The 25166-nt window shown below is 40.0% G+C and carries 23 protein-coding genes and 1 pseudogene; 13 read left to right on the plus strand and 11 right to left on the minus strand.

All coding sequences use genetic code 11. From position 1 onward, the window contains the following. Positions 1-291: 291 nt before the first annotated feature. Positions 292-594 carry an ArsR/SmtB family transcription factor gene (locus tag EHR06_RS06140; RefSeq protein WP_135756194.1) on the plus strand — a complete coding sequence of 101 codons (303 nt, stop codon included), beginning with the start codon at positions 292-294 and terminating at the stop codon, positions 592-594. 34 nt (positions 595-628) lie between these two features. On the opposite strand, the gene rfaD is transcribed toward EHR06_RS06140, so the two are convergent. From rfaD to EHR06_RS06160, 4 genes are all read right to left on the minus strand, one after another. Continuing rightward, positions 629-1597 (minus strand): ADP-glyceromanno-heptose 6-epimerase, encoded by a 969-nt coding sequence (rfaD, locus tag EHR06_RS06145; protein WP_208757750.1) that lies wholly within the window; start codon positions 1595-1597, stop codon positions 629-631. A 12-nt stretch (positions 1598-1609) separates the two neighbouring features. Further along, positions 1610-3367 carry a UbiD family decarboxylase gene (locus EHR06_RS06150; RefSeq protein WP_135756196.1) on the minus strand — a complete coding sequence of 586 codons (1758 nt, stop codon included), beginning with the start codon at positions 3365-3367 and terminating at the stop codon, positions 1610-1612. Positions 3368-3389: 22 nt separating this feature from the next. Continuing rightward, entirely contained in the window at positions 3390-4520 is a 1131-nt protein-coding gene (locus tag EHR06_RS06155; protein ID WP_135756197.1) for an A/G-specific adenine glycosylase, read from the minus strand. 440 nt (positions 4521-4960) lie between these two features. Further along, positions 4961-5713 carry an SDR family NAD(P)-dependent oxidoreductase gene (locus tag EHR06_RS06160; RefSeq protein ID WP_135756198.1) on the minus strand — a complete coding sequence of 251 codons (753 nt, stop codon included), beginning with the start codon at positions 5711-5713 and terminating at the stop codon, positions 4961-4963. A gap of 157 nt (positions 5714-5870) precedes the next feature. Between EHR06_RS06160 and EHR06_RS06165 the strand changes: the two genes are divergently transcribed. The 4 genes from EHR06_RS06165 (at position 5871) to EHR06_RS06180 (ending at position 10766) form a co-directional block, all read left to right on the plus strand. After that, entirely contained in the window at positions 5871-6761 is an 891-nt protein-coding gene (locus tag EHR06_RS06165) for an AraC family transcriptional regulator (RefSeq protein ID WP_135756199.1), read from the plus strand. A 49-nt stretch (positions 6762-6810) separates the two neighbouring features. Continuing rightward, on the plus strand, positions 6811-7503 hold the full coding sequence (locus tag EHR06_RS06170; protein WP_135756200.1) for a Pr6Pr family membrane protein: 693 nt from the start codon (positions 6811-6813) through the stop codon (positions 7501-7503). A gap of 139 nt (positions 7504-7642) precedes the next feature. After that, a complete protein-coding gene (locus tag EHR06_RS06175; protein ID WP_135756201.1) occupies positions 7643-9715 on the plus strand; it encodes a carboxy terminal-processing peptidase in 2073 nt (690 codons plus the stop codon). Between the two features lies 1 nt (position 9716). After that, positions 9717-10766 carry an LIC11966 family surface protein gene (locus EHR06_RS06180; RefSeq protein WP_135756202.1) on the plus strand — a complete coding sequence of 350 codons (1050 nt, stop codon included), beginning with the start codon at positions 9717-9719 and terminating at the stop codon, positions 10764-10766. A gap of 42 nt (positions 10767-10808) precedes the next feature. Here EHR06_RS06180 and queG read toward each other — a convergent pair whose 3' ends face one another. Beyond that, positions 10809-11738, minus strand: a complete 930-nt coding sequence (gene queG / locus EHR06_RS06185; protein ID WP_135756203.1) for a tRNA epoxyqueuosine(34) reductase QueG — start codon at positions 11736-11738, stop codon at positions 10809-10811. Between the two features lie 16 nt (positions 11739-11754). Between queG and EHR06_RS06190 the strand changes: the two genes are divergently transcribed. Then, positions 11755-12114: an LIC_11502 family protein gene (locus EHR06_RS06190; RefSeq protein ID WP_135756204.1), complete on the plus strand. Its 360-nt coding sequence runs from the start codon at positions 11755-11757 to the stop codon at positions 12112-12114. On the opposite strand, the gene EHR06_RS06195 is transcribed toward EHR06_RS06190, so the two are convergent. From EHR06_RS06195 to EHR06_RS19415, 5 genes and pseudogenes are all read right to left on the minus strand, one after another. Continuing rightward, positions 12115-13038, minus strand: coding sequence for a DUF350 domain-containing protein (locus EHR06_RS06195; RefSeq protein ID WP_135756205.1), 924 nt, complete (start codon positions 13036-13038; stop codon positions 12115-12117). It lies immediately after the preceding gene. Positions 13039-13051: 13 nt separating this feature from the next. Then, positions 13052-13807, minus strand: coding sequence for a type I methionyl aminopeptidase (gene map, locus EHR06_RS06200; RefSeq protein WP_135756206.1), 756 nt, complete (start codon positions 13805-13807; stop codon positions 13052-13054). Positions 13808-13814: 7 nt separating this feature from the next. Further along, complete coding sequence (locus EHR06_RS06205; protein ID WP_010515511.1) at positions 13815-14048, minus strand: hypothetical protein; 234 nt, start codon at positions 14046-14048, stop codon at positions 13815-13817. Between the two features lie 237 nt (positions 14049-14285). Next, positions 14286-16451, minus strand: a complete 2166-nt coding sequence (locus EHR06_RS19410; RefSeq protein WP_425269489.1) for a SpiroCoCo family coiled-coil protein — start codon at positions 16449-16451, stop codon at positions 14286-14288. 174 nt (positions 16452-16625) lie between these two features. Then, positions 16626-17864 (minus strand): annotated as a pseudogene (locus EHR06_RS19415) (SpiroCoCo family coiled-coil protein); the annotation flags it as partial. A 61-nt stretch (positions 17865-17925) separates the two neighbouring features. Between EHR06_RS19415 and EHR06_RS06215 the strand changes: the two are divergent. From EHR06_RS06215 to lmtA, 7 genes are all read left to right on the plus strand, one after another. Then, the gene (locus tag EHR06_RS06215) at positions 17926-18711 is read left to right on the plus strand and encodes a class I SAM-dependent DNA methyltransferase (protein WP_135756208.1); all 786 of its coding nucleotides are present in this window, start codon (positions 17926-17928) and stop codon (positions 18709-18711) included. 97 nt (positions 18712-18808) lie between these two features. Then, positions 18809-19111 carry an STAS domain-containing protein gene (locus EHR06_RS06220; RefSeq protein ID WP_020771596.1) on the plus strand — a complete coding sequence of 101 codons (303 nt, stop codon included), beginning with the start codon at positions 18809-18811 and terminating at the stop codon, positions 19109-19111. Between the two features lie 50 nt (positions 19112-19161). Beyond that, positions 19162-20073, plus strand: a complete 912-nt coding sequence (locus EHR06_RS06225) for an ABC transporter ATP-binding protein (RefSeq protein ID WP_135756209.1) — start codon at positions 19162-19164, stop codon at positions 20071-20073. Between the two features lie 3 nt (positions 20074-20076). After that, positions 20077-20823 carry an ABC transporter permease subunit gene (locus EHR06_RS06230; protein WP_135756210.1) on the plus strand — a complete coding sequence of 249 codons (747 nt, stop codon included), beginning with the start codon at positions 20077-20079 and terminating at the stop codon, positions 20821-20823. Further along, a complete protein-coding gene (locus tag EHR06_RS06235) occupies positions 20820-22484 on the plus strand; it encodes a GldG family protein (protein WP_135756211.1) in 1665 nt (554 codons plus the stop codon). The genes EHR06_RS06230 and EHR06_RS06235 overlap by 4 nt, the downstream gene beginning before the upstream one ends. Next, the gene (locus EHR06_RS06240; protein WP_135756212.1) at positions 22484-23485 is read left to right on the plus strand and encodes a DUF4340 domain-containing protein; all 1002 of its coding nucleotides are present in this window, start codon (positions 22484-22486) and stop codon (positions 23483-23485) included. Before EHR06_RS06235 ends, EHR06_RS06240 begins: the two co-directional genes overlap by 1 nt. 79 nt (positions 23486-23564) lie before the next feature. Then, entirely contained in the window at positions 23565-24323 is a 759-nt protein-coding gene (gene lmtA / locus EHR06_RS06245; RefSeq protein WP_135756213.1) for a lipid A Kdo2 1-phosphate O-methyltransferase, read from the plus strand. Between the two features lie 20 nt (positions 24324-24343). Here the strand turns inward: lmtA and EHR06_RS06250 are convergent, their stop codons facing one another. Further along, on the minus strand, positions 24344-25063 hold the full coding sequence (locus tag EHR06_RS06250) for an LIC_11490 family protein (RefSeq protein WP_135756214.1): 720 nt from the start codon (positions 25061-25063) through the stop codon (positions 24344-24346). Positions 25064-25166: the final 103 nt, after the last annotated feature.

Raw genomic sequence — 25166 nt, forward strand, 5'->3', positions numbered from 1 at the left:
TAATAGTATATATTTCGTTTATTGCTAAATTAGAATATTGAGTTTTTGGGATCTTCTAAACGTAAGAGGGTTCTAATATTCGAAGGATTGAAAGTTATAATATTCAATATATCTAAGTTTTGAGGTTATAATATCTACAATTGGTAATAAATTATTTTCCATTTTATTTACATAATTATATCATAATTTACATGATTTATAATTTTACAAAAAATAGAGATACTTTTCGGAAATCCTTGTAAATTTCAAAGGTTATGTTAGAGTGGATTCAAATACAACAGAAGGCAGATTATGGCAGCCCAAAAGTTAGAAATTAAAAAAACTCATCTGGATTCTACCATCCGCGGACTTAAAGCAGTAGCTCATCCTGACAGATTAAAAATCCTTCTCCATCTTTCTAAAAAAGAACACAGCGTGGGAGAACTTGTAGACGCACTTGGTATCAGCCAATCAGCTGCATCTCAACACTTAAGCAAAATGAAAGAAGCAGGATACTTAGGAAGCAAAAAAGTTTCTAACCAAGTATTCTACTCTATCAAAGACGCAAAATTCAAAGCATTCGCAAAATCTTTACTTCAGATCTTTTCTAAGTAATTAATAGCTGTGGGGGGTTTCTTCGGGACCCCTTTTATTCCTCTTCTTTTTTCAACAGATCCACGTAATCCGCAATCGCAGTTTCCAAATCGGTAAATCCTTCCTTGTAACCGCTCGAGATCAGCTTTTGGGTCTCTGCCTTCGTATAATATTGGTATTTTGCCTTTAAACTCTCAGGCATTTCCATATATTCTATATTTTGAGGTTTTCCTAACGCTGCAAATAATGCGGAAGCGAGCGAATTCCAGGTTTCTGCCTGACCTCTTCCCACATTATATAAACCGAATTTACGGTTTTCTAAAAGGAATAGGCTGATCTTGGCTGCGTCTTTTACGTAGAGGAAATCCCTTTTTTGTTCTCCGTCCTTATAGTCCGGGCGGTAGGACTTGAATAATTTCAACTTTCCTTCGGAAGAGATCTGTTCGTATCCTTTTAATACTACGGATCTCATGTCTCCCTTATGTGCCTCTCCGAATCCGAATATATTGAAGTATTTCACTCCGGTGATTTGGTCCAAAAATCCTTTTTTTAAGGCATATAGATCGAACATATGTTTGGAATATCCGTACATATTCAAAGGTTTGAGCGGGTGGATCGGAGTCTTATCGTCGTAACCGAATTGCCCTTCTCCATAGGTGGCTGCAGAAGAAGCGTATAAAAATTGTATCTTTCTTCGAAGAGACTCTTCCGCTAAGATCTTAGTGTACTCGTAATTGTTCCGGATCAGATAAGAGGCATCCGTCTCCGTTGTGGAAGAACAAGCTCCCAAATGAAAGATATGAGAATAATCTTTTAATATATCCGTGGTTTGTACTTTTTGGAGGAATTCTTCCTTTTCAGTATAATCCGTATATTCCAAACCTCTTAGGTTTTTCCATTTGGAAGAAGTCCCCAAATGGTCCACGACTAGGATATCTGAAATCCCCTGCTCATTCAGAAGTCTTACTATATTACTTCCGATCAGTCCGGCTCCGCCGGTAACGATTACTCGTTTCATTCCCATTCTTCCATTTACCTAAATCGAATCCAAAAGTCTACCAAATCTATTTTCTACTTGTTTGGAGATTTTAGGATCTTCTTCCAGAACAGGAGGATACCAAGTTTTTAATCTTGCATCTACTAAGATCGGGCCTTGGAAAGAAATATGATTTCGGATCACTTTAGAATCTCCGTATATATCCGCAGCAGGTTCGAATCGAGTGAATACGTTCCAGATAAAATCATGATCCGACTTGGTTGCTTCTTCCGAATTATCTACTAAGAATACGAATAAAAATCCTTGGGTAATTGCTTCTTTACGAAGTGTTTCTAAAGCCCCGTCTCCCTTTTTATATTTTGGTCCGGAAACTACGAGGACTCCCGGACAATATACTTTCGGATCTTTGAATTTAGGATTTTTGAGATTAGAAGTGATCTTAGGTTTTAGTTTTTGGGTTTTAGGTCCGACTCCAAGTAGAACCGCCTTACTTCCTTCATTTACTTTAGGTCCCGTATAATCCAAAGTGTCTTGAGAAATATTGGAGAAAATATGTAAGTCGGTCTCCGGTTGGAATCTTTCAAGTGCCGCGAGAAAAGTTGTTTTGAAATCCATCAAAGGAACATCTTGGTCAGTTACGATCAGGAATTTAGTGAGAGATAATTGTCCTTCTCCCAAAATCCTAAGAGCACCCATGAATGCTTCTTTTTTGTATCTTTCTTTTACGATTGCTGCAGCCAAAGAATGTACACCGGATTCTTCGTAAGCCCAAATTCCTTTTACCTGAGGCATTACGATTGGGAACATGGGAGATAATAGATGTTGTAAATATTCTGCGATCCAATGATCTTCTTGGGGAGGACGTCCTACAACTGTTGCCGGCCAGATCGCATCTTTTCGAGCGTAAATTTTATCTATCTCGAATACCGGATAATCATGTTTCAAAGCATAATACCCGTAATGGTCCCCGAAAGGTCCTTCCGGTTTTCTGATCTTAGGTGGAATTTTTCCGATCAAAGCGAAATCTGCATCTGCAACGATTGGAAGTGGACTGATCTTTTTGTTTTTTATTACTTTTAATCTTTCACCAAGTAAAAGTGAAGCGAGAAGGAATTCACTGATCTCTTCCGGCAAAGGTGCCACTGCGGAAATTGTAAGTGCCGGTGGACCTCCTACATAGATATGCGCGGGCAAAGCATTACCTTCTGCTTCCGCCTCAGAATAATGAAAACCACCACCCCTATGGATCTGTATATGCATCCCAGTGAGTTTGGGTTCATGGAATTGGATACGATACATTCCCAAATTTCCTTTTCCGGTTTTGGGACTTTCCGTATATACCAAGGGTAATGTGATAAATCTTCCTGCATCCTTGGGCCAAGATTTTAATGCAGGCAATTCTTCAGTACTCTGCAATTCTGAATCCAGGATTGGAGCCTTACTTACTTTCCTAAGACCTACTCTTAGTGCAGTCCAGGCAAGAGATCTTGCTTCCCATACTTTTTTAGGAGTGGGAGGCATCAGATGTTTAGCAGTATATGCAATTTTTTGAATAAACTTTTCCGGATCTTCTCCAAATGCGATCTTGATCCGGTTTTCAGAGCCGTATAAATTCGTGGCTACGGAAAATTTGGAACCTTTTACATTCGAGAATAGAAGTGCAGGACCTCTTTTAGAGACTACCCTTCTCTGGATCTCTGCGATCTCGAGGATAGGATCCACTTCTTCTTTGATCTCCAAAAGTTCTCCTTTTTTAGAAAGTTCTTTTACGAATTCGGAAGTAGATCGAATGCTCATAGTTTTCCTTTTAAATAATAGTTTAATTTTCTAACCCCGGCAGGACTGCTCCGTCTTTAGCCAGGGTTTGTTTGATCTTTTTTGCAATAGAAGAAGGGAATTCAGTCTCCAAATTTTTCCAATTGCAATATTTAATCTCTATAGAAGGACGGATCTTACGGAAATTTTCCAGGATCTTCTTCTCTAATTTTGGATCCAATTCCGTTTCGGAAACAAAACCTTGGATCTTATGGTGAGTGATCGTATGTTTAAATTTAATCCCAAGATCGAAAGGTTTTAAGTTCCAATCCAAAACAGGATCCGCTTCATACGGATTTTTTCCTTCGAAGGAAAAAGGCAGAGAATAGATTGTTTTGAAAAATCTTCTCTCCGGATAACGAACAAGAAGTATTCCTTGTTTTGTCTTTAGAATATAAAAACGTATATTTAAAGGGATTTCCTTTTTTTTCTTTTCTATCTCCGGGATACTTTCTTGGACCCCATTTTGATAGGCTAAACAATCATTTTGAAGAGGACATTCTTTACATAAAGGTTTTGGAATACAGATGCGGGCACCTAGTTCCATTACTGCTTCATTATGATCCCCGGGAAATTCCAAATTCAAAAATGAATCCGCAATCCTTTGTAACGCAGGATCCGCTTTAGATCCGGACTCCTTGAATAAGACCAAACGAGAGAGAACTCTTTTTGCGTTTCCATCCAAAACGGCAAAAGGTAGATTGTAAGAAATAGAAAGAATAGCACGGGCGGTATAAGGTCCCACTCCCGGAAGAGAAAGAGCCTCTTCTAAAGTTTTTGGAAATTTTCCGCCGAACTCATTGACTAATTTTTGGACTCCCGCCAAAAGATTTTTAGCCCTGGAATAATAACCCAGACCTTGCCAATAACGAAATACTTCTTCTTCTTCCGCGACTGCAAGATCTTCCGGTTTTGGAAATCTATGTATAAACTTTTCGTAAAGAGGAAGCATTGCTGCAACTCTTGTCTGCTGCAGCATGATCTCGCTCACCCAAGTTGAATAAGGAGTTCTGTTCTTTCGGAATGCCAGGTCTCTTTTTTCTTTTAAGAACCAATTTCTAAGTTTTAAATTCGTTTTAGGATCGAATTCGTAGGTCGGAAGATCGGTTTCTTTTTGTTTCAGACCTGCGGGCATGTATCTGACTATCCAAGCCTTTTACTCCAGGGAGAAAAGGAGTTTTCGAAGTGAATTTGTTGGAATTCCTACAAAATTGGTGCCCCACCCGTACTGGGTGGGGGCCGGTCGGTGGTACACGATTGCAAAATTTCGATCCGATTGCATCGTGTTGATCCAATCTTTATACTCGTTTGACCTCCATTCTGTCGGCCACCGACTCGTCATAGACGGTCGTCTTCTCGCTCCTGCGGTCGCTGCGAAGGGGGCCGGTCGGTGGTACACGATTGCAAAATTTCGATCCGATTGCATTGTGTTGATCCAATCTTTATACTCGCTTGACCTCCATTCTGTCGGCCTCCGACTCGTCATATCACAAAAGATTCAGACCAGCAAGCATATTCCCAGCCACAAGCCATGTAGGAGTTCCTACAATACGATTGTAGAAATATACTTGAAACTTATAGTAAATATCCTCCAGAGACCTCCAAGTCCTGAGCAGTTACCCAAGAAAACTCATCTGATAAAAGATTTACGATTACCTTTGCAATATCATCCGGACTTCCAATTCTTCCCAAAGCAGTCTGGTCTGCTATTGGTTGGATATATTCCGGATGTTTATCGAAAGCTCCTCCTCCAAGATTCGTGTGAACTGGACCTGGAGAGACTGAATTCACTCTGATCTTTCTGGGAGAAAGTTCTTTTGCAAGATACTTTGTCCAAGAAGTTAATGCGGCTTTCGATGCGCCATAGGCCGAATATCCTACAAAGGATCCGTGACTAGCGGAACTTGATGTATTCACTATCCTTCCATTGTCTTCTATAGAACTAACAAGGCTTTGTGTTATGAAAAATGGTCCTTTAAAATTCGTGTTCAATATCTGATCGAAATATTCTTCAGTGATCTCTGTAAAAGGCATTCCTCCTCCGACTCCTCCGTTATTTACCAAGTAATCGAAAGTTTTTCTTTTCCAAATTTCTTCCAGGTTCTTTTTTACTAACTCGGTAAAACTTTCGAAAGAAGACTTTTGGCTTAGATCCAATTTAAGACTAACAGCCTTGGATCCATTCTTCTCCACTTCTCTCACAACATCTTCGGCACCTTTTTTATCCGAATGATAAGTAAGGATTACGCCGATCCCTCTTTTTCCTAATTCGATCGCGATATTTTTTCCGATCCCGTTACTTGCTCCTGTGACGATTGCTACTTTCATAACGTCCTCCAATAATCTTGATCGTAGAGCATTTTACAGTTATCGTAAAGATCGGATCATGCCGATTGATTGCCTAATCCTACCGCACTATTATTAAATTGAAATATTCTCAGGATTTCGCTTTAGAAAATATGGTTCTATTTTATTCTGTTATAGAATGAAGGAAATCCTGAAAGAGATTGCCGAACTGACAACTCAGGCAACCACAAAACCGACTAAGACGGAACTCCCCAAAGTATTACTCATAAAGGGAGAAGTATCCGAATACCAGCTGGCAGCTATTTATGAGCCTATGATCGGATTAGTTGTCCAAGGGGGTAAGACAATCTCCATAGGAGAGCAAACTATTCAATTAAAGGCGGCTTCTTACTTTGTAATCTCCGCGGATATCCCTGCCACTGGAAAAGTGCAGCAAGGCAAAAATGGACCTTATATATCCTTGGGTCTTGAATTAGACCAGGACTCCATTCTGGATCTATTGAATGATCTTCCTAAAGATCCTTCCGAAGAAAATACGAATAACGAGTTCGAGGCATGTGAAGCTTCACCTGAATTTTTAGAAGCTTGGGTGAGAATGCTTCGACTTCTAAAAACCCCTGAACATATACCCGCACTCGCACCAATCTACGAAAGAGAAATATTATATAGAACTCTTCTCGGGCCGCAAGGATGGCGTCTGAGAAAATTTTGCCAAACCCAAGGTAAGGGACCAAGTATCTATCCTGCAATTCGATGGATCAGAGAAAATTACACGGCTTCCATGGAGATAAAACGGTTAGCAGCAAAATCGAGATTGGGCGTTACAACTTTTCATAGACAATTCAAACAGATCACGGGCTTAAGCCCTATCCAATTCCAAAAACAACTTAGACTTTTAGAAGCTAGAAAACTTTTAGTCCATAGTGCTTATTCCGCATCACGTGCTGCCTTTGAAGTTGGATATGAAAGTGTAACTCAATTTAATAGAGAATATTCCCGATTTTTCGGAGATTCTCCAATAAGAGATGCTTCCAATGTTAGAGAAAAAATAGCATTGACGAACTTCTAAAGCTCATAAAAATCCAGCGATCGGTTTTTCTAAACGGAGAAATAATCAGATGGAAAACTCTAAACTCACTCTCACTCTCGCCCGCTTAACATTCGCTTCTACCGCTTTGATATGTTTCGTCGGCGTTCTATTAGAACTTTGGTATGCCTATCATCATCAATCTTCTCTTCCGCCAAACGCAGGTTTCACCCGTACATTCGGTCCTGGAATAGACAGTTTATTGAATCAATTTTCCTTCTTTACCACTCAATCCAATCTGATCTTAGGGATCACTACTCTAATTCTTGCATTAAATTTGGATCGGACTTCATCTTCATTTCATATTTGGCGTTTGATAGGGGTCATTGATATCACGATCACTGGAATCGTTTTTAACTTTGTTCTTCAAACCGTTCCTAAGAACGATATCATTGCGGATACTGCGAGCAGATTAGAGCATGATATCGCTCCTATAATTGCAATAATCGGCTGGATTATCTTCGGCCCCGCAGGAATGGTTACGTTGCGTAGAATTCTTATAGCGGCAATTCTTCCTATCGCTTATGCAATATTTACCCTGATCAGAGGTGCCATTATGGAATGGTATCCTTATAATATTATGGATGTCCCTCGTCTTGGCTATTCTGGAGTAGCGGTAAATATTGTGGGGATCTTTGTTCTGTTTTTGTTGATCGCAGCATTTTTAGCTTTGGTAGATAGACTTCTATCTTCAAGATATGGAAGGATCTCTTTCTCCAAATAATGGATCCGTCTCAATAGAGAGCCGTACTTTATTATAAAAAATCGAAATAATAATAAGATACAATTTCGCAGATCCTTGCCGGAAGTATCCTCTAAAAAGATTTGCAGTCTTGTTAAACTATTACAGCATCGGGTAAGTTATGCGTTTTGCTTATAAGAGACTCATTCTCTATTTTATCCTCATAATTTTACCCGCAGCACAATTTTCAGACTCGGAAATTACGCCTGCGGACAAAGCTGCGCATCTTGTAAAAATTTTAGAAGAACAACACTATGGAAAGGCCAAATTACTTAACCGAAAATATTACATCAATTCCTCGGAGCGTTTTCTTTCTGAATTAGATCCTCAAGGTTTGATCTACCTCAAAGAGGATATAGAAAAATTTTCCACGATGTTTCGAGAACACCAAAACTTTTCGGAACTCAATTCCGCGCTTTGGGAAATAGCCCTTAGATTCGCCTTCCATTTTCGAAATAGACTAGCTTTATTTATGGAAATGTTAGATCAGGACTCGGAAAATATCTCCGACGAATTTAAGATATACATAAAAGGCAAGACCGAATACCAAAAGGATCTATCTTCCTTAAAAAAGAGATGGGCCAGTTATATAGAGAGTAGGACCTTACAACAATTTTTCGAGATCGGAAAATATAGATCATCCGATGATTTTTCAAAAGCTTTTCAGAAAGAGAGAAAAAAGATCAGAAGATCTATTCTAAACTTCGAGATCTATAGATTACGGAACAGTTTGACTTCCTCCGATGAGATGATCGATTCATTAGGTTCTCAGTTTTTGGATTCAATGCTAAAAGAATTGGATCCTCATAGTAGTTTTTACTCGGACTCCTTTCGAAAAAAATTCAAATCTCCGGATCTTGATAAAGGTTTAAGTTTCGGATTGGAATTCGAACATTCCCAATTCGGAGACACACGTATTTCGGAAATCTATCCAGGCGGAGCCGCTTGGAATTCCGGAGAGATCCATAAAGGAGATAAAATAGTAGAGATACGTAATTCGTTAAATTCAGATGCGGGGACGAATGTCGCCGATATTTCCGCGGAAGAACTTTACATTTTTATAAATCGCGAAATTCCTCAAAAAGCGTTCTTTAAGATAAGAAAACTTTCAGGCAAAACGGCTTGGATCGAGCTGCAAAAGACTAAAAAGGCTAAAGAAGAGGATTTCATCCTTACTCAGGTATTGGAAGGGGAAAAAAAGATAGGCTATATCTATCTTCCTTCTTTCTATACGGACTCGGAAACGGATCTACTCGGATGTTCCGAGGATATAGCAAGAGCGATTTTAAAACTGAAACGGGAATCGATAGAAGGTTTAATCCTAGATGTAAGGGACAACTATGGCGGCTCTCTTCAGGAAGCTATGGATCTGGCCGGGTTATTTATAGACGAAGGTCCTCTTTTTTTAAGTGAGAACGGCAATCGGGAATTGAATATTTTGAAAGATCCGAATAGAGGAAGAATTTATTCAGGTCCGTTGCTAATCCTACAGAATTCCCAGAGTGCGTCCGGTCCCGAATTTCTGTCTCATGTATTAAAAGATTATAATAGAGCCTTGATTGTAGGTTCTTCTTCTTTCGGAAAGGCAAGCTCACAAAAATTTTTATCCATGAAAGAAGGAAAATACAAGATCGATAAAATAAAATTTACTACCGGATTATATTACGGTCTAGATAATGCAAGTCACCAGCAAAAAGGAGTAACCCCTCACATAGAACTCCCTCAATGGAATAATTTTCCTCTTAGGGAAACGGATCTGGAAAACAGCCTTTCCCCTAACTCCATTTCTAAAGAGATCCGTTATGAAATTTTGCCGGAACTCCCAGTTCGCAGCCTGAAAAATAAATCATCAGATAGAATCGAAAAAAGTCAGTTTTTTCAAAAGATAGGAGCCATTCAAAACAAAGCGAAAAAATGGCTTTCCAAGCCTAAGGAAATTCCCCTAGATCCCCAGGATTTTTTTGAATTCTATCAGGAAAGAGAGAAGTTAATAAACCAAATAAACGAAATTTCGTTTTTCAAAAGTCCAGTTTTCAGCTCCCAAGCAACCTCTTTCGATAAAAAATCTATACATAGCGGCAGTATAGAGAACCAAATACTCAAATCCAAAAAGGATAGACTCGAATCCGATCCGTATGTGGAAGAATCATACAATATAATTAACGATTTCATAAATTATAATGAAGGAAAGTAGCATGAAATATAAAGGAATGGTATGGAAAATCCTAGTAACCTTACTGGTTTTTTCCTTCGCGACAAATCTAACAGCAAAAAGCCCGGCGGAAGCTTTGAAATATTTAAACGAACTGACCGATCCGATAGATAAAATATCGGCAGATCGTTTATCATACATCCAAGCTCTGGCACATAGTAATAGTAAACAAGACAAGGAAGCCAAAAGAGCCGCGATCATTACCTCCGTGGAAAAGGCCCTATTGAACGCGAACCAAGCCACGAAGTATGATGGAAACTCCGACCTAAAAGACGCAGTCATCAAATATCTAAATGTATACTATACCGTTTTGAGAGAAGACTACGGAAAGTTAGTCGACCTAAAAGAAGCCGCTGAACAATCCTACGATGCAATGGAAGCCTATATGCTCGCAGAGAAAAAAGCAGGTGAAAAATTGCACGAGGCAGCCGAAAAATTCGGCAAAGAACAAAGAGTCTTTGCAAAGGACAATGATATCACTCTTTACGAAAGTAAAGATAGAATGAGCCAACTATTGAAAAAATCGGGAGAGGTAATGAGCTATAAAGATGAAATCTATTTGATCGATTTCAAACCTTATAAGCAGGAATTTTATCTATTACAAGCTCTCAAAGACCAGGACGTAAAGGCAATCGAACAAAATAGAGAAACACTTTTAAAGTATGCGGAAGAAGGTCTTAAATTGTTGGATAAGGTAGTCCCTTATGAGGGCGATTCATCCTTGATCCAAGCATGTAAAAATAACCTGAACTTCTATAAGATGGAGGCAAAAGATCAAATCCCTACTCTAATCGAATTCCATATGAAAGAAGCCCGCTTCGACGCTTACAAAAAGAAATTTAACGAAAAAGAACCGAAAGATCGTACCCAAGAGGATGTGGACACCCATAATAAACTTTTGGGAGAAGTAAACACGTTAGTCCCTACTTATAATAAGATAAACCAAACCTTAAATAAGCAGCGCGGCGTATTGATCGAGCAATGGAATAAGTCCAATAAAAACTTCTTATCCAAGCATGTTCCCAAAAAGTAATTAGATCGAGGGTTTAAATTACGGCGGTAGAGAAAAGAATTTCTATTTTTCTCTACTTACCGCTTTCAAGTTTCGTTTAAGCTGGAAATAAGATATCCGATTGACTGCGGAATCCTGAAAGTAAACCTTGAATTTTTTCTCATCCAGATCCGAGAGATTTTCTTCTTTGAATAGATCTCGGATCTTAAATTCACCTATCTCAGTTTTCCAACCCTTCTTACGCGCTTTGACCTGATTCCAAGGACAGATCTCTTGGCAAATATCGCAGCCGTACACCCAGCCATGCAGAGAGTCCACATTCTCGGATCTATCTTCGATTGTTTTGTAGGAGATACATTTACGAGCATCAATTTTGTAAGGTTCCAATGCACCGGTAGGACACGAATCTATACAGGCTGTACAAGTCCCACATCTGTCCTTTGCCTTTATGGAAACAAAACGAAGAGGAAGATCCGTAAAAATTAAACTGATAAAGAAGAAGGACCCATATTCTTCATGGATCAAATTCGTATTTTTTCCGATCCAACCAATTCCCGCTTCCCTAGCTAAAATTTTTTCAGGAACCGGTAAAGAGTCCACTCCTTGTCTGAATTTTTGATTCGGAAACTTCTTCCTTAAAAACTCTAGCAAGCCGGAAGCTTTTTTGCGAAGAACGGAATGATAATCTTCTCCCATCGCGTACCTAGAAAACCGGTAAGGCAGATCCAAATTATCATATTCCGGGTCGTTATATAATGCACCTAACGCAATTACGGATTCAGGTTTGAATCCGAGTCCTTCTAATTCCAGCCGAAGATTCATGTTTTTAGGATACCATTCCATATTTCCATGACGGCCTTCTCCCACCCAATGAAGAATATTCTCCTTATCTTCGGAAGGAACGGAAGCAGGTCCCACTCCGAATAATTGGAAACCATTCGTCTCTGCGATATGTTTTAGCCTATCCAGAAGTTCTTTACTTTCGAGAAGCATATCTTATTCTTTCTTTATGGAAGGAGAAGAAACATCCTTATATTCTTTATCAGGAGGAATTCCTCTCCAGGAACTTTTAACCGCGGCAAAAGAAGCCGGCTTGGATCTTCCTAAAGAAAGAACAAAGCCCTTGGGCAGGATTTTACTCGCAGGACTTTTAGGAGCGCTGCGAGGTTTTGATGAGAGAGGTCTTTCTCCCTTCTTACCCACTCATAAATATATCTTTGCAGAGATCGTTTCGGATCTTACTGATGCTTATTCTATCCTATCCCAAGAATCGGATGAAAAAACGATTTTACAAGCAGCTTGCGACTTCGGGATCAAAAAAGTATATCATCTTGAATGGAAATTATACTCTTCTAAAGATCTATTCTGATCAAACCGCAAAAAATATAATAGCGGAGAAGGATACAAGCACCACTGCTTCCAAAAGCCCCGCCCCGAAATTTTGATCTCTTTCTATTTCTTCCTTCAATGTGGAACCGGGCAGTACTACCCAGTCCGCAAAAAAATGTAAAATAGGAATGATTATAAATGCAAGTCCAAGATCCAAAAGTAATAAGATCCCAGTTTGGTATAAGGATTCAAATTCTCTAAACAATGCTCTGGTTAGTAAGATCCCGATCGCAAGTAATGCCCCGGCAAATGCAGTGCCTGCTGCAAGATTTTGTTTTTCTTCCAACTCTCTCTTAAGTTTATAAGGGACCCAAAGTTTATAATATACTGAGAATAAGATCATTCCGATCTGTCCCACGGAAAAGAAAATCACTGAGATGATGGATCCTATGATCGTTTTTTCTACAAGTGGAGAAACTGCGATCCCCAAACCTTGTGGGAAAACCTTCTCTCCTATATCTCCATTCAATGCGGCCGCGATAAAAAAGGAACTCGCAATGGTTCCTCCAAATAAAACGGAAGCTACCGCTAGGTTTCTTTTTTCGTAGATCTCTTCGATCGCGTCTATCCCGCCTAAAATCAATCCATCATTGATCTTTTGGGAAAGAAGAAGTAGCACAACTCCCAATATCGAAAAAGAAGATACTTGGAAAAGATCTCCCAACAAGTCCCCCTTCTCCCCCGGATGAGAAACTATAGTGATAAATAATATTATGACCCCGATATAATAACCGGATAAGCTCAGTGCGAGAGCGCTATTATCTGATTTTACTAATTCCTCGTCCAGCTTGCGAGGTTCCGTCCAGTCCTTGAGTTTTTTGCCGATGTAAAAGACTAAAAAGCCTAAAACGAAAAAGGCGAGATCCTTACCTAGTAAAGAAATATATTTCCAAACGAAATCCATGCACGACAGATTACTATGCTTGGGTTAAAATTTCATAGCCTTTTTCAGTGACTAAAATGGTATGTTCGAACTGAGCGGACCATTTTCCGTCCCTTGTGGTCACAGTCCAACCATCCTTTTTAGAAAAGATCACTTCCCAGGTCCCTAAATTCACCATCGGTTCTATAGTGAATGTCATTCCAGGTTCTAATTTGGCTAGTTTACGGCCGGATCGGTAATGAGGAATTTGAGGTTCTTCATGGAAACCTCTGCCTATTCCGTGGCCCATTAGATCTTTAACGATCCCATATCCTTTCGGAGTCAAATAGTCATCGATCGCATTTGCGATATCGCTCACACGATTTCCAGGTTTGACCTGTTCTATCCCGATCCACATGGCACGTTCCGCATCTTTAACAAGACGTTCCACTTCCGGAGAAGTTTTACCGCCTACGATAAAAGTACGAGAGCTGTCTCCATGATATCCATCCACGATAGGAGTAACGTCAACGTTGACTATATCTCCTTCCTTCAGAACATCAATTGCCTTTGGAATGCCGTGGCAAACGACTTCGTTGACAGAAGTACATACCGATTTCGGAAAACCCTTGTAACCTAATGGAGCCGACTTGCCTCCATTCTTCTTAGTGAACTCTTCGCAGAGATCATTGATCGCAAGAGTACTTATACCGGGTTGAATGAACCCGGATATATAGTCCAGAAGCGCGGCGGCTAATTTGCCCGCCGCCCTCATTTTCTCGATTTCAGTCTTGTTCTTGATGTAGATCAAGAATGGATTAGAAGTCGGTTGGTCTAACCGTAGTGCGTTTGTTCGCCTCGGTACGTTTTAAAGCATCGTCGATCAGTCCGTATAACTTTTCATTCAAGCCATCGACCGCGTCTCCGGAAGTCATAAAGCCTTTAGATTTGATATAAGCTTTTACCTTGCTTGCGACGATGAGGGTATCCTTTTCAGCGCTTTGAGCCATGGAATTCTTCCTCTTAACAGTAGTTTTCTTTTTTTGTACCATACGAACGAGCTTTGGGAGCTTCTCCTTATTTCATCCCGAGACTTTTCCGGAACGTGTCAGATTTACTGTGATACGTTTCCAGACGCCTCGAAAAAAGGAATCATTTTCGGAATGCTACCCTACAATTTCAGTTTTTTATTAAAAACGAAAGGTTCTCCCCATGAAATTTTTTGCATGTCGTATAATACAAGTGGGAACGAGACATATTGGGGAAAAACATTGGGGTCAAGAAAAAAATCATCCCTTTTTCACCGTCTCGTTTTGAATGATAGTTTGGACCAAAGAAGTTTCGAGCCCTAATTTTTCAGCGATCGTCTCTGGTTGCCAATGAAAATTATGAAATAAATTCAACACCGTTGCTTTCTTTCTAGCTACTAGGGGATCTTTCTCCGACTTACCGGATTTTCCCCCACCAGTCTTAGACATATTGGTCTGGACAATGTCCATGAATGTAGAAAGTTTTTCGAATGTATCTTCCGCTTCGGAGAGTAGACCTTCTAGGTCGTCCTTAACGGATAAAGCACCTTCTTTCATATCATCTAATCTTTGTTGGAGAGTGCTGATCTGTTTATGGCGCTCTCCTAACTCTGACATTAGGTCTTCTATCTTATCGAACTTAGCTTCTACAGAGAGTATTTCTTCTTTTCTTCCTGCGAGAGTCTCTAGCCTATCGTCAGTTTTTCTAAGAGTTTCTGCGACTTCTCTTTCTCTAGCTTCTATTACGGAGATCTCTTTTTCCATCTCGCGTATTTTCTGAGCTAATTTGAATGAATTCTCTTTATGACCTTGGCTGTCTTGATCCAGTTGTTTGATCTCTTCTCTAACGGATACAACTCTGCCTAGACGATCTTCCAGATCCAAGAAGCGGGATTCCATTTCGAATGCCCTTTCTCCAGCCTCTACCAATTTACGATGAGTATCGTTCCATTGGGAAGATTCTTCCATGATCCTTTCGAATTCTTCTTTTAGGACTTCCGCTTTTTCTTCTATAGAAAGAATTTCTGAACTTCTTTCTTCTGCCTGAGAGATTCGAGTTTCCAGATCTTCTTGTACTTTTTTGATCCGAACTAAGTTTTGGTCCAGATCCTCATAGGTTTTTTCGGTATGGTTTGCATCTTCCAGAGCTTCTTTCATCTCGGAGACAAACTCTTCGGAACGTTCTATAATTTCTTTTACATCTAAGAAGAGTGCAGAACGTTTTTCTGCATCCAATATCCTTTCAGAGATATCATCCACGGAAGAACGTAATTTTTCAGCTTCTTCTTCCAATTCGGAGAATAGAGAACGTTTTGCATCTTGGATATCTTCCAGATCTTTGCGAAGATCGATCTGAAGAACACGATATTCTTTTTGTGCCTTCTGGAATTCTTCTCTTCCAGTTTTTAGGAATTCTTCCGAAGATTCTTCGGTCTCTTTCAGTAAATATTTTACCTGATTTTGGAATTCCTTCATCTGGTCTTCGCTTTCTTTGATCCCTGAATCTAAAGCTTCTTCCAGATGTCGTTTTACATCCGCTAAATGTTTTGCGATCCTTTCTTCCAATTGGCTTAATTGGATCTGTCCTTTGTCCAGTAGTGCAGACAATTGTCTGTTGATCTTGGAATCTATAGTATCGTTCAAACGATCTATTTTTTCTTCCTGTCTTTCGAAGAAGTCTTGGCCGGATTCTTTCAGTTTGTCCAGAACGACTCTTGCCTGCTCTCCCGCCTTTTCCAATTGGGATTCGGTAGAAGTGCGGATCTTCTCCGCTTGCATTTCTAAAAGTTTTTCGTTCTTGCGCAGAAGGTTTTCGAACCTTTCTCCCACAGCAGAATATTCCACTTTTACGTTCTCTACACTCGTAATTGCTTCTGCTTTCAGATCTTTGAAACGAGATACAAGATCTTCCCTGACCTCTTCTCCCTCTTTCTGGAAGTTGGCCTTATATTTAGATACGAATTCTTCGATCTTATCTTTTTGTTCCGCATAAGATTTGGAGAATTCTTCCAGATATTCTGCGCCTTTAAAATGGATCTGTCCCAGTCTTTCTTCCAATCCACGGATCGCATCCATGGTATGGTTTTTCTGGGATTGTACATCTTCTTCCCAAGAACGGGAGAAGTGTTCGAATCTTCTGTCCATCTTGCGGAACTCGTCTTCTATAGAAAGACCGATCTCGCTTACCTTGGATTCCGCTTCCGCAAGAATATCACCTGCGGTTCCTTCCAATGCTTCTCGGATATCTTTTACATAAGAATCCATTTCTTTCATCCGGGTAGAAACCTGGACGTCGAAAATTTTTACGTTCTCTCGAATAGAATCCCACTCGGAACGGAAACGATCCGAATGAGAAGCATGTAATGCTCCTACTTCTTCCTCTAAAGAAACTTTCAGATCTTTCACGGAACCTTCTATCTCTTTCATTCGAGTGGAAATTTGAGAAGAATATTCCTTAACGTTATCCTTAATAGTTTCCCAGTCCGCACGGAATTTTTCCGCCTGAGAGTGTTGCAGGACTTTTAGTTCTTCTTCCAAAGATTCTCTGATTTGATCCAGTTTGAGTTTGGATTTTCTTTCTTCTTCCGAGCGGGAAGATTCTAAAGCGGAATGGAATTCTTTTAATCCGGAGAGGATTTCCTTTCTTAGATCTTCCGCTTCTATCCTTAAACTGCTGGAAATACGATTGAATTCGTCTTCGAAAGAATCTATTTGGCGCATCAGATCCGCTTTACGAGAATCTGCCTGCTTGAGTAATTTGTTCTCCGCTTCCAAATATTTTTCTTGGAAGATATTGATGGAGTCGTTGATCCCTTCCGCTTGGCGTCTAGTCTCGTTTAAGATCTCGTCGCGTCTAGTGAGTGTTTCGAGGCTCATTCCTTCTATTTCTTTACGAATTGCCTCGATCTCTATCCGAACTCCGTTTAAGAACGCTTCTTTAGAATGAACTACTTGTTCTAATACTTGATCGTATTTTTGACGAATGACCGATTCATTACGGGAGAAGGTTTCTTCTAATTTACGATCCGCAAGCTCCGCCTTCTCATCCACTCTAGTTTCTAAACGATCGATTTTTTCGGATACGGATAAGAATGCAGTCTGCATACGATCCGTTCTGGCATCTAGATCTTCTTCTTTTACTTTTACGGATTCAAGAAGAGACTGAACTTCTTCTCTAGCGTTATCTACTTTGCCTACGGTTTCATGATATAATGACTTAGTCTGAGCTTCCAACCTTTGGCGGAAAGCTTCTCCCAATTCTTCTAAACCGGATTCGATACGATCCGCTTTCACTTCTAATAATCCTTCCAGCTCTACTATTTTAGAAGCGAGTGATTGTAGGATATCATCAGAACGGAAATTGAGTTTTTCTTGGAATGCTTCGAGTAGAACCTCTGCCTCGGAACGAAGTTCTTGGATACGATTTCCGATCCCGTATACTTCTTTTTTGCCAATCTCCAGTCTTTGTAATCCGTCTTGGATGGACTGGGATTCTTGGCGAATATCGGAAGAAAGGTGAACTACTTCTTTTAGATCTAATGTAACTGCGTTTAAGAAATCCCGGTTGGAACGGATGGTTTCCAATAACTGTTTGGATTCTTCGTTGAGGCCTCTTACCTCTTCCGCAAGTTTTCTGGTCTGTTTTAAACTGATCTCCAGTTCTATTCCTGAATCTTTTACGGATTGGATTTTTTCCAGTGCGATCTCTTGCAATTCTTCCTGGAGTTTGCCGGTATATCTTTTGATCTGGCTGAGCTTATAATTCGACTTGTCCATCCTGCGAAGGAGGATAGTAATGCCTACACTGGCTAAAAAGGGTAAAAGAAGTTCTAGGCCCATACTTAGAGTTTCAACGAAGATTCTATGAAGAAAGACCCTTCAAAGAATTATGTCGCATCAAATGGATAGGAATACTCGCGAGCAGGGGAATAAATCAAGAATTATTTCTCCAATCCCCAAAAAAAGGCCGTATACGGCATTTGCGGGCATTTATGACGGAGTCATGAAACGGGCACCTTATCGCGACTGGGCGAGGATGATTTTAGAATCTTACCAGATCGGAACCCAAAAAATCCATCCCAAAATCGCATTAGATCTAGGCTGCGGCACCTGCAAAATTTGGAAATTCCTACCTTCTTCGACTGAACTCTGGGGAATCGACAATTCTCCTGAAATGCTTCAAATCGCCGATTCTCAGCAGATTAGAGGGGTCCGTAAATTAGGGGACCTTCTATCCTTCCCTAAATTGGGTCGGTCATTTGATCTGGTTTTTTCAGTTCACGACACTCTGAATTATTTTCAAAGAGAGGAAGAACTCATCCAAGTATTCGCCCAAGTTTCGGGAGTTTTGGAGAAGAATGGGGTCTTCTTTTTCGATGTAAGCACCTCCGAAAATTTTCGAAAAAATTTTCAAGATAAGGTCCTAAAAGAGACCCACGGGAAGACAAAACTCGTCTGGAAGAATGAATTTGATCCGGAAACTTCCGTTTTAAAGACCAGTTTGGAATTTTCGGGGCCTGGGATTTCGGAACTGGAGGAGCATTATCATAGGGCCTATCCGCTCGAAACTTGGTCGAAGATACTACAAAATTCAGGCCTAGAAATTCTAGGGATCGGTTCCGATTATGAGGCCTGGGAAATTTATCCTAAGGCGAATTATTGGAATTTTATGTGCCGAAAAATTTGAGCCGTTTGTTTGGATTATAGGACCGGAGTTCCTACCCTGTTTTATTGTTGGGATGCTCTAGTTTTAGGAGTCTATTTCAGTAAACAAGCTGTTACCTATGGCCAAATTAACGATACAAAATAAACACGGAATCGTTCGTTTCGAAAATCAACTTCTGGACGGATATGAAAAAGTCTTTGATGAGATTTCCGAACAGGCTTCCAGGGCACATATCCAAAACCTAACTCTGGACATGACCCCAACCAAAAAAATCACTTCCAGCGGAGTTGCTAAACTGCTGACTCTCCGAAACCTTTTGGATCATTTCGGGGTGAAATTAGAAGTGGTAAATCTTCAACCTGCTTTAATGGATGTTCTTCGTAAGTTCAAAGTGGACACTATGCTCCGTATCAGAGCTTAATTCCGGGAAAAAAAGTTGCATAGGCCTTAAGGCCCGAAAGAATAACTTTCGTGGCCTCTCTCCAGGTATCCGATCTTTCTAAATCCTATTTCGGGAAGGTCGCAATCTCTAATCTAAACTTCTCCATTCCTAAAAATAGGATCACAGGTTTACTTGGGCCCAACGGCGCGGGTAAAACAACTGCACTCAGAATTCTTACTGGTTTTGTGCAGCCTGATAAAGGTTCCGTATCACTCGACGGAGTCTTTTTAGAAAAAGATCCCCAAAGAATAAAACAAAGATTAGGTTATCTCCCCGAAACCTCCGCAATCTATCCTGATATGACCGTGGGAGAATATTTGGATTTTATAGGAAACGCAAGAGGAATGGAAACTTCCTTCTTCAAAAAAAGAAAAAAAGAAGTATTAGATATTTGTGATCTAAGATCCCAAACTTTTTCTTTGGCAGGAATTCTATCCAAAGGAACAAGACAAAGATTAGCATTGGCCGGAGCGTTACTACATGATCCGGATTGGATCGTTTTAGATGAACCTAGTTCCGGTTTGGATCCCATCCAAATCTCCCATTTTAGAGATGTACTCCGAAATTTAGGAAAAGATAAAATAGTATTATTATCCACTCATATCTTATCCGAGGTAGAAGAAACCTGCGATCATGCTTTGGTTTTGCATAAAGGGAATCTAGTGGCGGATCTCCCTGTTTCCGAATTCAAAAGATCGGACTCTGTCCTTCTAACCGCCAAAACGAATCAAGAAAACTTGGAAAAAGTTTTAGAAGGTAAAAATGTGCAGATCATTTCTGCAGATATAGAAAGTGAATATACAAAATTCAGATTGGAATCCCCTTCTCTTAAGCCTGAGGAAATTTTCGAGATCATCCGAAAAGAGTCATTTCCAATTTTAGAATATAAGATTTCCCAAAAGTCTTTAGAATCGGTCTTTCAGGATCTGGTTTCCGGTTAAGATATGAAATTTCTCACCTTACCTCCAGGACTTATCGCCGTTTTTAAAAAAGAATGGGCCAGCTATTTTAATACACCGATTGGCTATGTTTTTTCTATACTTTACTTATTCTTATCTTCCTTCTTATTCTTTTACGGTTTGGGAGAAGGTTCCTTCTGGGACAGAAAAGTGGCAGGTATGGAAGAATACTTCGTTTGGACTCCGCTTCTATTCGTAGTATTTGTGCCTGCGATCACAATGAGGCTTTGGTCCGAAGAAAAAAGATCCGGAAGTTTAGAGATCTTATTCACCTTGCCAATCTCAAAATGGGAAATCGTTGCCGCAAAATTTTTGGCTTCCTGGGCGTTTTTAGGATCCACTGTTTGTTTAAGTCTTAGTATCCCATTTTTTATCTGGGCATTCGGTGATCTGGATCTTGGGATCGTATTTGCAGGATATCTAGGCTGTTTGCTGCTCGGAGGGGCCTATATTAGCATTGGGATTTTTCTTTCTTCTTTTGGAAAAGATCAGATCAGTTCTTATATTCTAACAGTTCTTGTTTGCCTTTTCTTTTTTCTATTGGGCACTCAACCGGTCCTGAAATTTTTCGCAAACGGACCTTCTGCATTTGCGTATTTATTCGCTTTATCTTCTCATTTTGAATCGTTTCGGTTGGGAATATTAGATCTTTCCGACACTCTTTACTTTTTTAGTTTTATATCCGCAAATCTAGCGGGGAACGTTTTCTTTCTCAGGAGAAATTATCCATGAGAGAATTGTTCCGTCCTCTATTAGATCTTTCTAAATCCACTTGGTTCGGACTCGCAAACGGAATACTGTTGTTTGTATTATTGAACGGACTATTCTCCTCAATTCCTTGTAAGGCAGATCTATCCAGATCCGGAAGATTTCAGATCACAACAAGCACCGTAAAAGTATTAAAAGAACTAGATGATCCATTATACATAGACGCGTTTTATTCTTCGGAGATCCCGGGAGAATATAAGGCAAGAGCGGAACTCAGCAAAGAACTCTTAAAAGAGATCTCTAAGATCGGAAAGGAAAATGTTTCTTTGCGGTTTTATGATCCTTCTACTTCTGAAGAAGATGCAAGAAAAGCAATGGAAGTCGGATTAGAACCTCAGATACTGCAACAAACTTCCAGGGATTCCGCCTCGGTCAAGCAGGCATTTATGGGGATCGTTCTTACCTTAGGCCATAAAACAGAAGTTTTATCTTTTGCATTTTTCACGGAAGATTTGGAATACCAGATCTTAAATTCAATTCGTAAAATGCAAAGACAAGACAAGGACTCCGGGATCGTTCTTTTAAAATCTCCGGGAAATCTTTCCTTCCAAGAACAAGGCTCTCCCAAAGACAGGATCGAAATTTTTGCAAGAAGAGTTCTTAGAGGTGAATATGGTCCTATACTAGAATTGGATCTGGAAACGGAAGAACTTCCCCCGGAAACTGAAGTAGTACTTTGGATAGGCGGAGGACATCTTTCTAAAAATACGGAACGTAAATTAGATAAGTTCATTTTAGAAGGAGGAAGTTTCATCCTTCTCGCCAAAACAATGGAGTTCAAAACAAACTCTGAAAGAGGGGGTTTTGGACTTCTTTCCGGAGATCTTGGAGCAGGACTCGCCCAGAAAAATCCGGACTCGGAAGAAATGGTCCGATTTTTAGAACATTATGGAATTCGAATCAACTATGATATCGTTTTAGAGCCGGATCATTCTCTCCCGATGGGCTCCGTAATAGAAATAGAACCTGGGGTTTTAGGAAAATATCCTTATCCTCCTTGGATCGTTCCGGACCAAAAATCAAAAACCTTGGATCCGAATAGCGTATTTACTAAAAACCAAGAAAGTCTTTTGATCCCTTGGTCTTCTAGTTTGAATATTCTTCCGGATAAACAAAAAGAAGTACAATTTACTATATTAGCAAAAAGCGGACAAGATGCTGAGTCCAGAACAGAACCGATTTCCCTGGGGGAAAAACAGATCCTTTCCGCTCCGATCCAAGCAAATGGCGGGCCTTTTGTTTTAGGAGTTTATGCAGAAGGTAAATTTACTTCTTATTTTTCCGATTTCCAACAAAGAGCGTCGGATCCACAATCCCGGAACAAACCTACTAAAACAGGAAGGATCTTAGTATTCGGTTCTCCTTATCTAGTTTCAGATCTCCTGGCATTTCCTGAATTTTCGGAAATACTAAAAAACTCGAATATTCCTTTTTTATTAAATGCAATCGATATACTCAAAGGAGAAACAGATCTTTTAGAAGTCCGTTCCAAACAATCGGCAGTTTTAAAACTAAAACCTTTACCATTCTTCTTGGAAACTTCGATCAGCTTATTTCATTTATTTTTGGTTCCTGGATTATTGGCTCTTTATGCCTTCCGCAGGCTAAAAAGAAGGAACGGATAATGGAATTTTCAAAACTTAAGGACCTTCTTCACCGTATCTACAAAGAATATCCTCGGATTATATTATTTTTTGGGAATATACTATTAGCCATTCTACTATTAATCGCAAAAGATCCCTGGGACTGGTTCAAAAAGACCTACCAGAATTCGGAAAGCTTCTATAAGACCAAATCGGAAGAGATACAAACCATAATCAGCGGACGTAAAGGACAAGAAAGTATCCTGAACAGAAATCTGGACGGATGGACAGTTCAGTTACCTTCGGGCCTAGTATTACCGGGTGATTCTGCCAGAATTGAAGAATTGATCCAAGCATGTTTACATTTACGCAAATTCACCCTACTCTCAGAATCCAATTCAGTCTCTAAAGAAGAATTCGGACTAGGAGGAGATGAACCAATATTAGAACTAAAAAGTGTTTCCGGAAATTCTATTGGAAAAATTTTAATAGGAGCACCTGTCAGAAAAGGTTCCGGCACCTACATCCTGGATGAAAAAAATCAGATCTGGTTAGTTAAAGAAAATCTAAAATCAGTTACGGGAGGAGGCAAACTGGATTTTTTCTTGAGTAGATCCTTGATCCCTCCCTTCCCTTCCAGAGAAAAAGTTTCTAAGATCGCAATTTCAGGACTTTCTTCCATCGATTTTAACTTAAGTAAACAAGGTGAGAATTGGACCTTAGAAACTTCCGGCAGTCAGATCCTCGCCTCTTCCGAAGAAGTGGAAAACTATCTGGAAGAGATCAAAAAATTAAGCGCAGACGAAGTTCTTTTGGAGAAGTCGGAAGAATATTCTCCGGTCCCAAAAGATAGAAATTTTAAAATAGAGATCGTTACCAGTACGGATCGTTATCTAGTTTCTCCGATCGGAATGACCAAGTTAGGAAGTTATGTTTTTCAGAGAGAGGGCCTTAGTTACAGATTGGTCTTGGATCCCTGGAATCTGGAAAGGATACTACAAAAGGATCTTGCGGACTTTTCTACCAGGTTTCTTTCTCCCTGAACAGCTCCGAATCAATGGTTGACACTCCGAGGGGATAAAAGTTTCCTTCCTTAATACTATAACCTTATAAGGAATTCGTATGGCATTAATCGAAGAATTGGATCAGCAGGGGAATTTTCTATTTCGCTGGAGATCTTATATACCGGGATTTATTCTTCTTCTTTGTCTATACTCCTTAAGCAAGTTCGAATTTTTAGAAGATTCTTACGAGATCAATTTATACTATGCGGCCGCATGTTTCGTAGTCAGCTTACTCGGTTTAGCGGTCCGTTGTTTCGTGATCGGTTACGCTCCTGCCCGCACTTCCGGCAGAAATACGAAAGAACAAGTGGCCGATCTGGTCAACCAAGAGGGAATTTATTCCCTTGTTCGCCATCCTCTTTATTTAGGGAATTTCCTAATGTATTTAGGACCTGTTCTTTATTTTAGAGATGTTCCCTTACTTCTGGTATTCTCTTTATTTTTCGGATTCTATTACGAAAGAATAATGTTCGCGGAAGAAAAATTCTTAAGAGATAAGTTCGGCCAGGATTATTTGAATTGGGCGGACAAGATCCCTGCATTCATCCCTAAATTTTCAGGTTATGTAAAACCTAAACTTAGTTTCTCCTTCCGAAATATCCTAAAAAGAGAATACCCTAGTTTATTCGGGATCTTAGTGATCTTCGTATTATTTGATTATGCGGCAAGTTTTAAGATCGGATTCGGAGATTGGAAAGAACCTTGGGCAGTGATTACTGAGCCGCAAATCTGGGCATTCGGTATCGGAGCCGCATTCTATACGATCGTTAGGGTGATCGTAAAGACCACTAAGTGGTTGGCGGTAGAAGGCAGATAATTTACTGCCTTCTTCTTTTCTTAAGCGCTCGCAGTATATTCCAGATAAGATTTGAACTTCTCCCCGTCCTTGGTCAAAAAGATCGGGGTCGGGTATTCTCTTTTTAAAGGAAGCAGCGCGAAACCTTGGTCGTAAAAAACGATCTTCTCCACTTCATTCAGCTTATAACTAAATTCAGAGTTTCTTGCCTGGAAAGTGAATCCGCCTGGGATCTCTCTAATACTTCCTTTTCCCATTCTTCTAAAACCTTTTAGAGTTTCAGGACGGATCTTTTCTTGGAGCGCCTCGTAAGGTAATCTTCCGGAAAGATCTAAGAATAATACTCCTTCCATAGACCATTCTTCTTCTTTAGGGATCCTAGGTTGGGTGCGTTCAGGTTCAGTTACCATTTCCAAAATTTCTCCCCTTTTTGTTTCGTCCCAGATCTCAGTTCCGAATTCTTCCTCTTGCGAAACTTCAGGCTCAATCCTATTGGATCCTATTTTTTGTCTTTCGGAGAGCGGGCGTATTTTTCTCTCTTCCGCAAAGGCCATATCCATTTGAGAATAGGTTTCTGGACGACCCTGTTTTTTAAGAGAAGCTAACGATTCTTGAGAAATTTTTTTCTCTCTTGCAGGAGGCAGATTTCCTTTCGGAAATGAGCCGGTGCTAAACTCTTTTTTAGAATTTGGCTGGAAGGAAACATAAATAAAGCAGAGGATTCCTACTAAAATGAGTGCTAAGGCAATATAGAGCATCATTATATGTATCTATCCAATTTCGCCGTTTCTGAAGCATTTTTCGGGCGGTTTTTCTCCTTTACAGATTCCAGGCGCGGGCCAGCCTTCCTTGTGAACGTAGTTT

The sequence above is a fragment of the Leptospira dzoumogneensis genome, assembly GCF_004770895.1.
In the GTDB taxonomy this organism is placed as follows: Bacteria; Spirochaetota; Leptospiria; order Leptospirales; family Leptospiraceae; genus Leptospira_B; species Leptospira_B dzoumogneensis.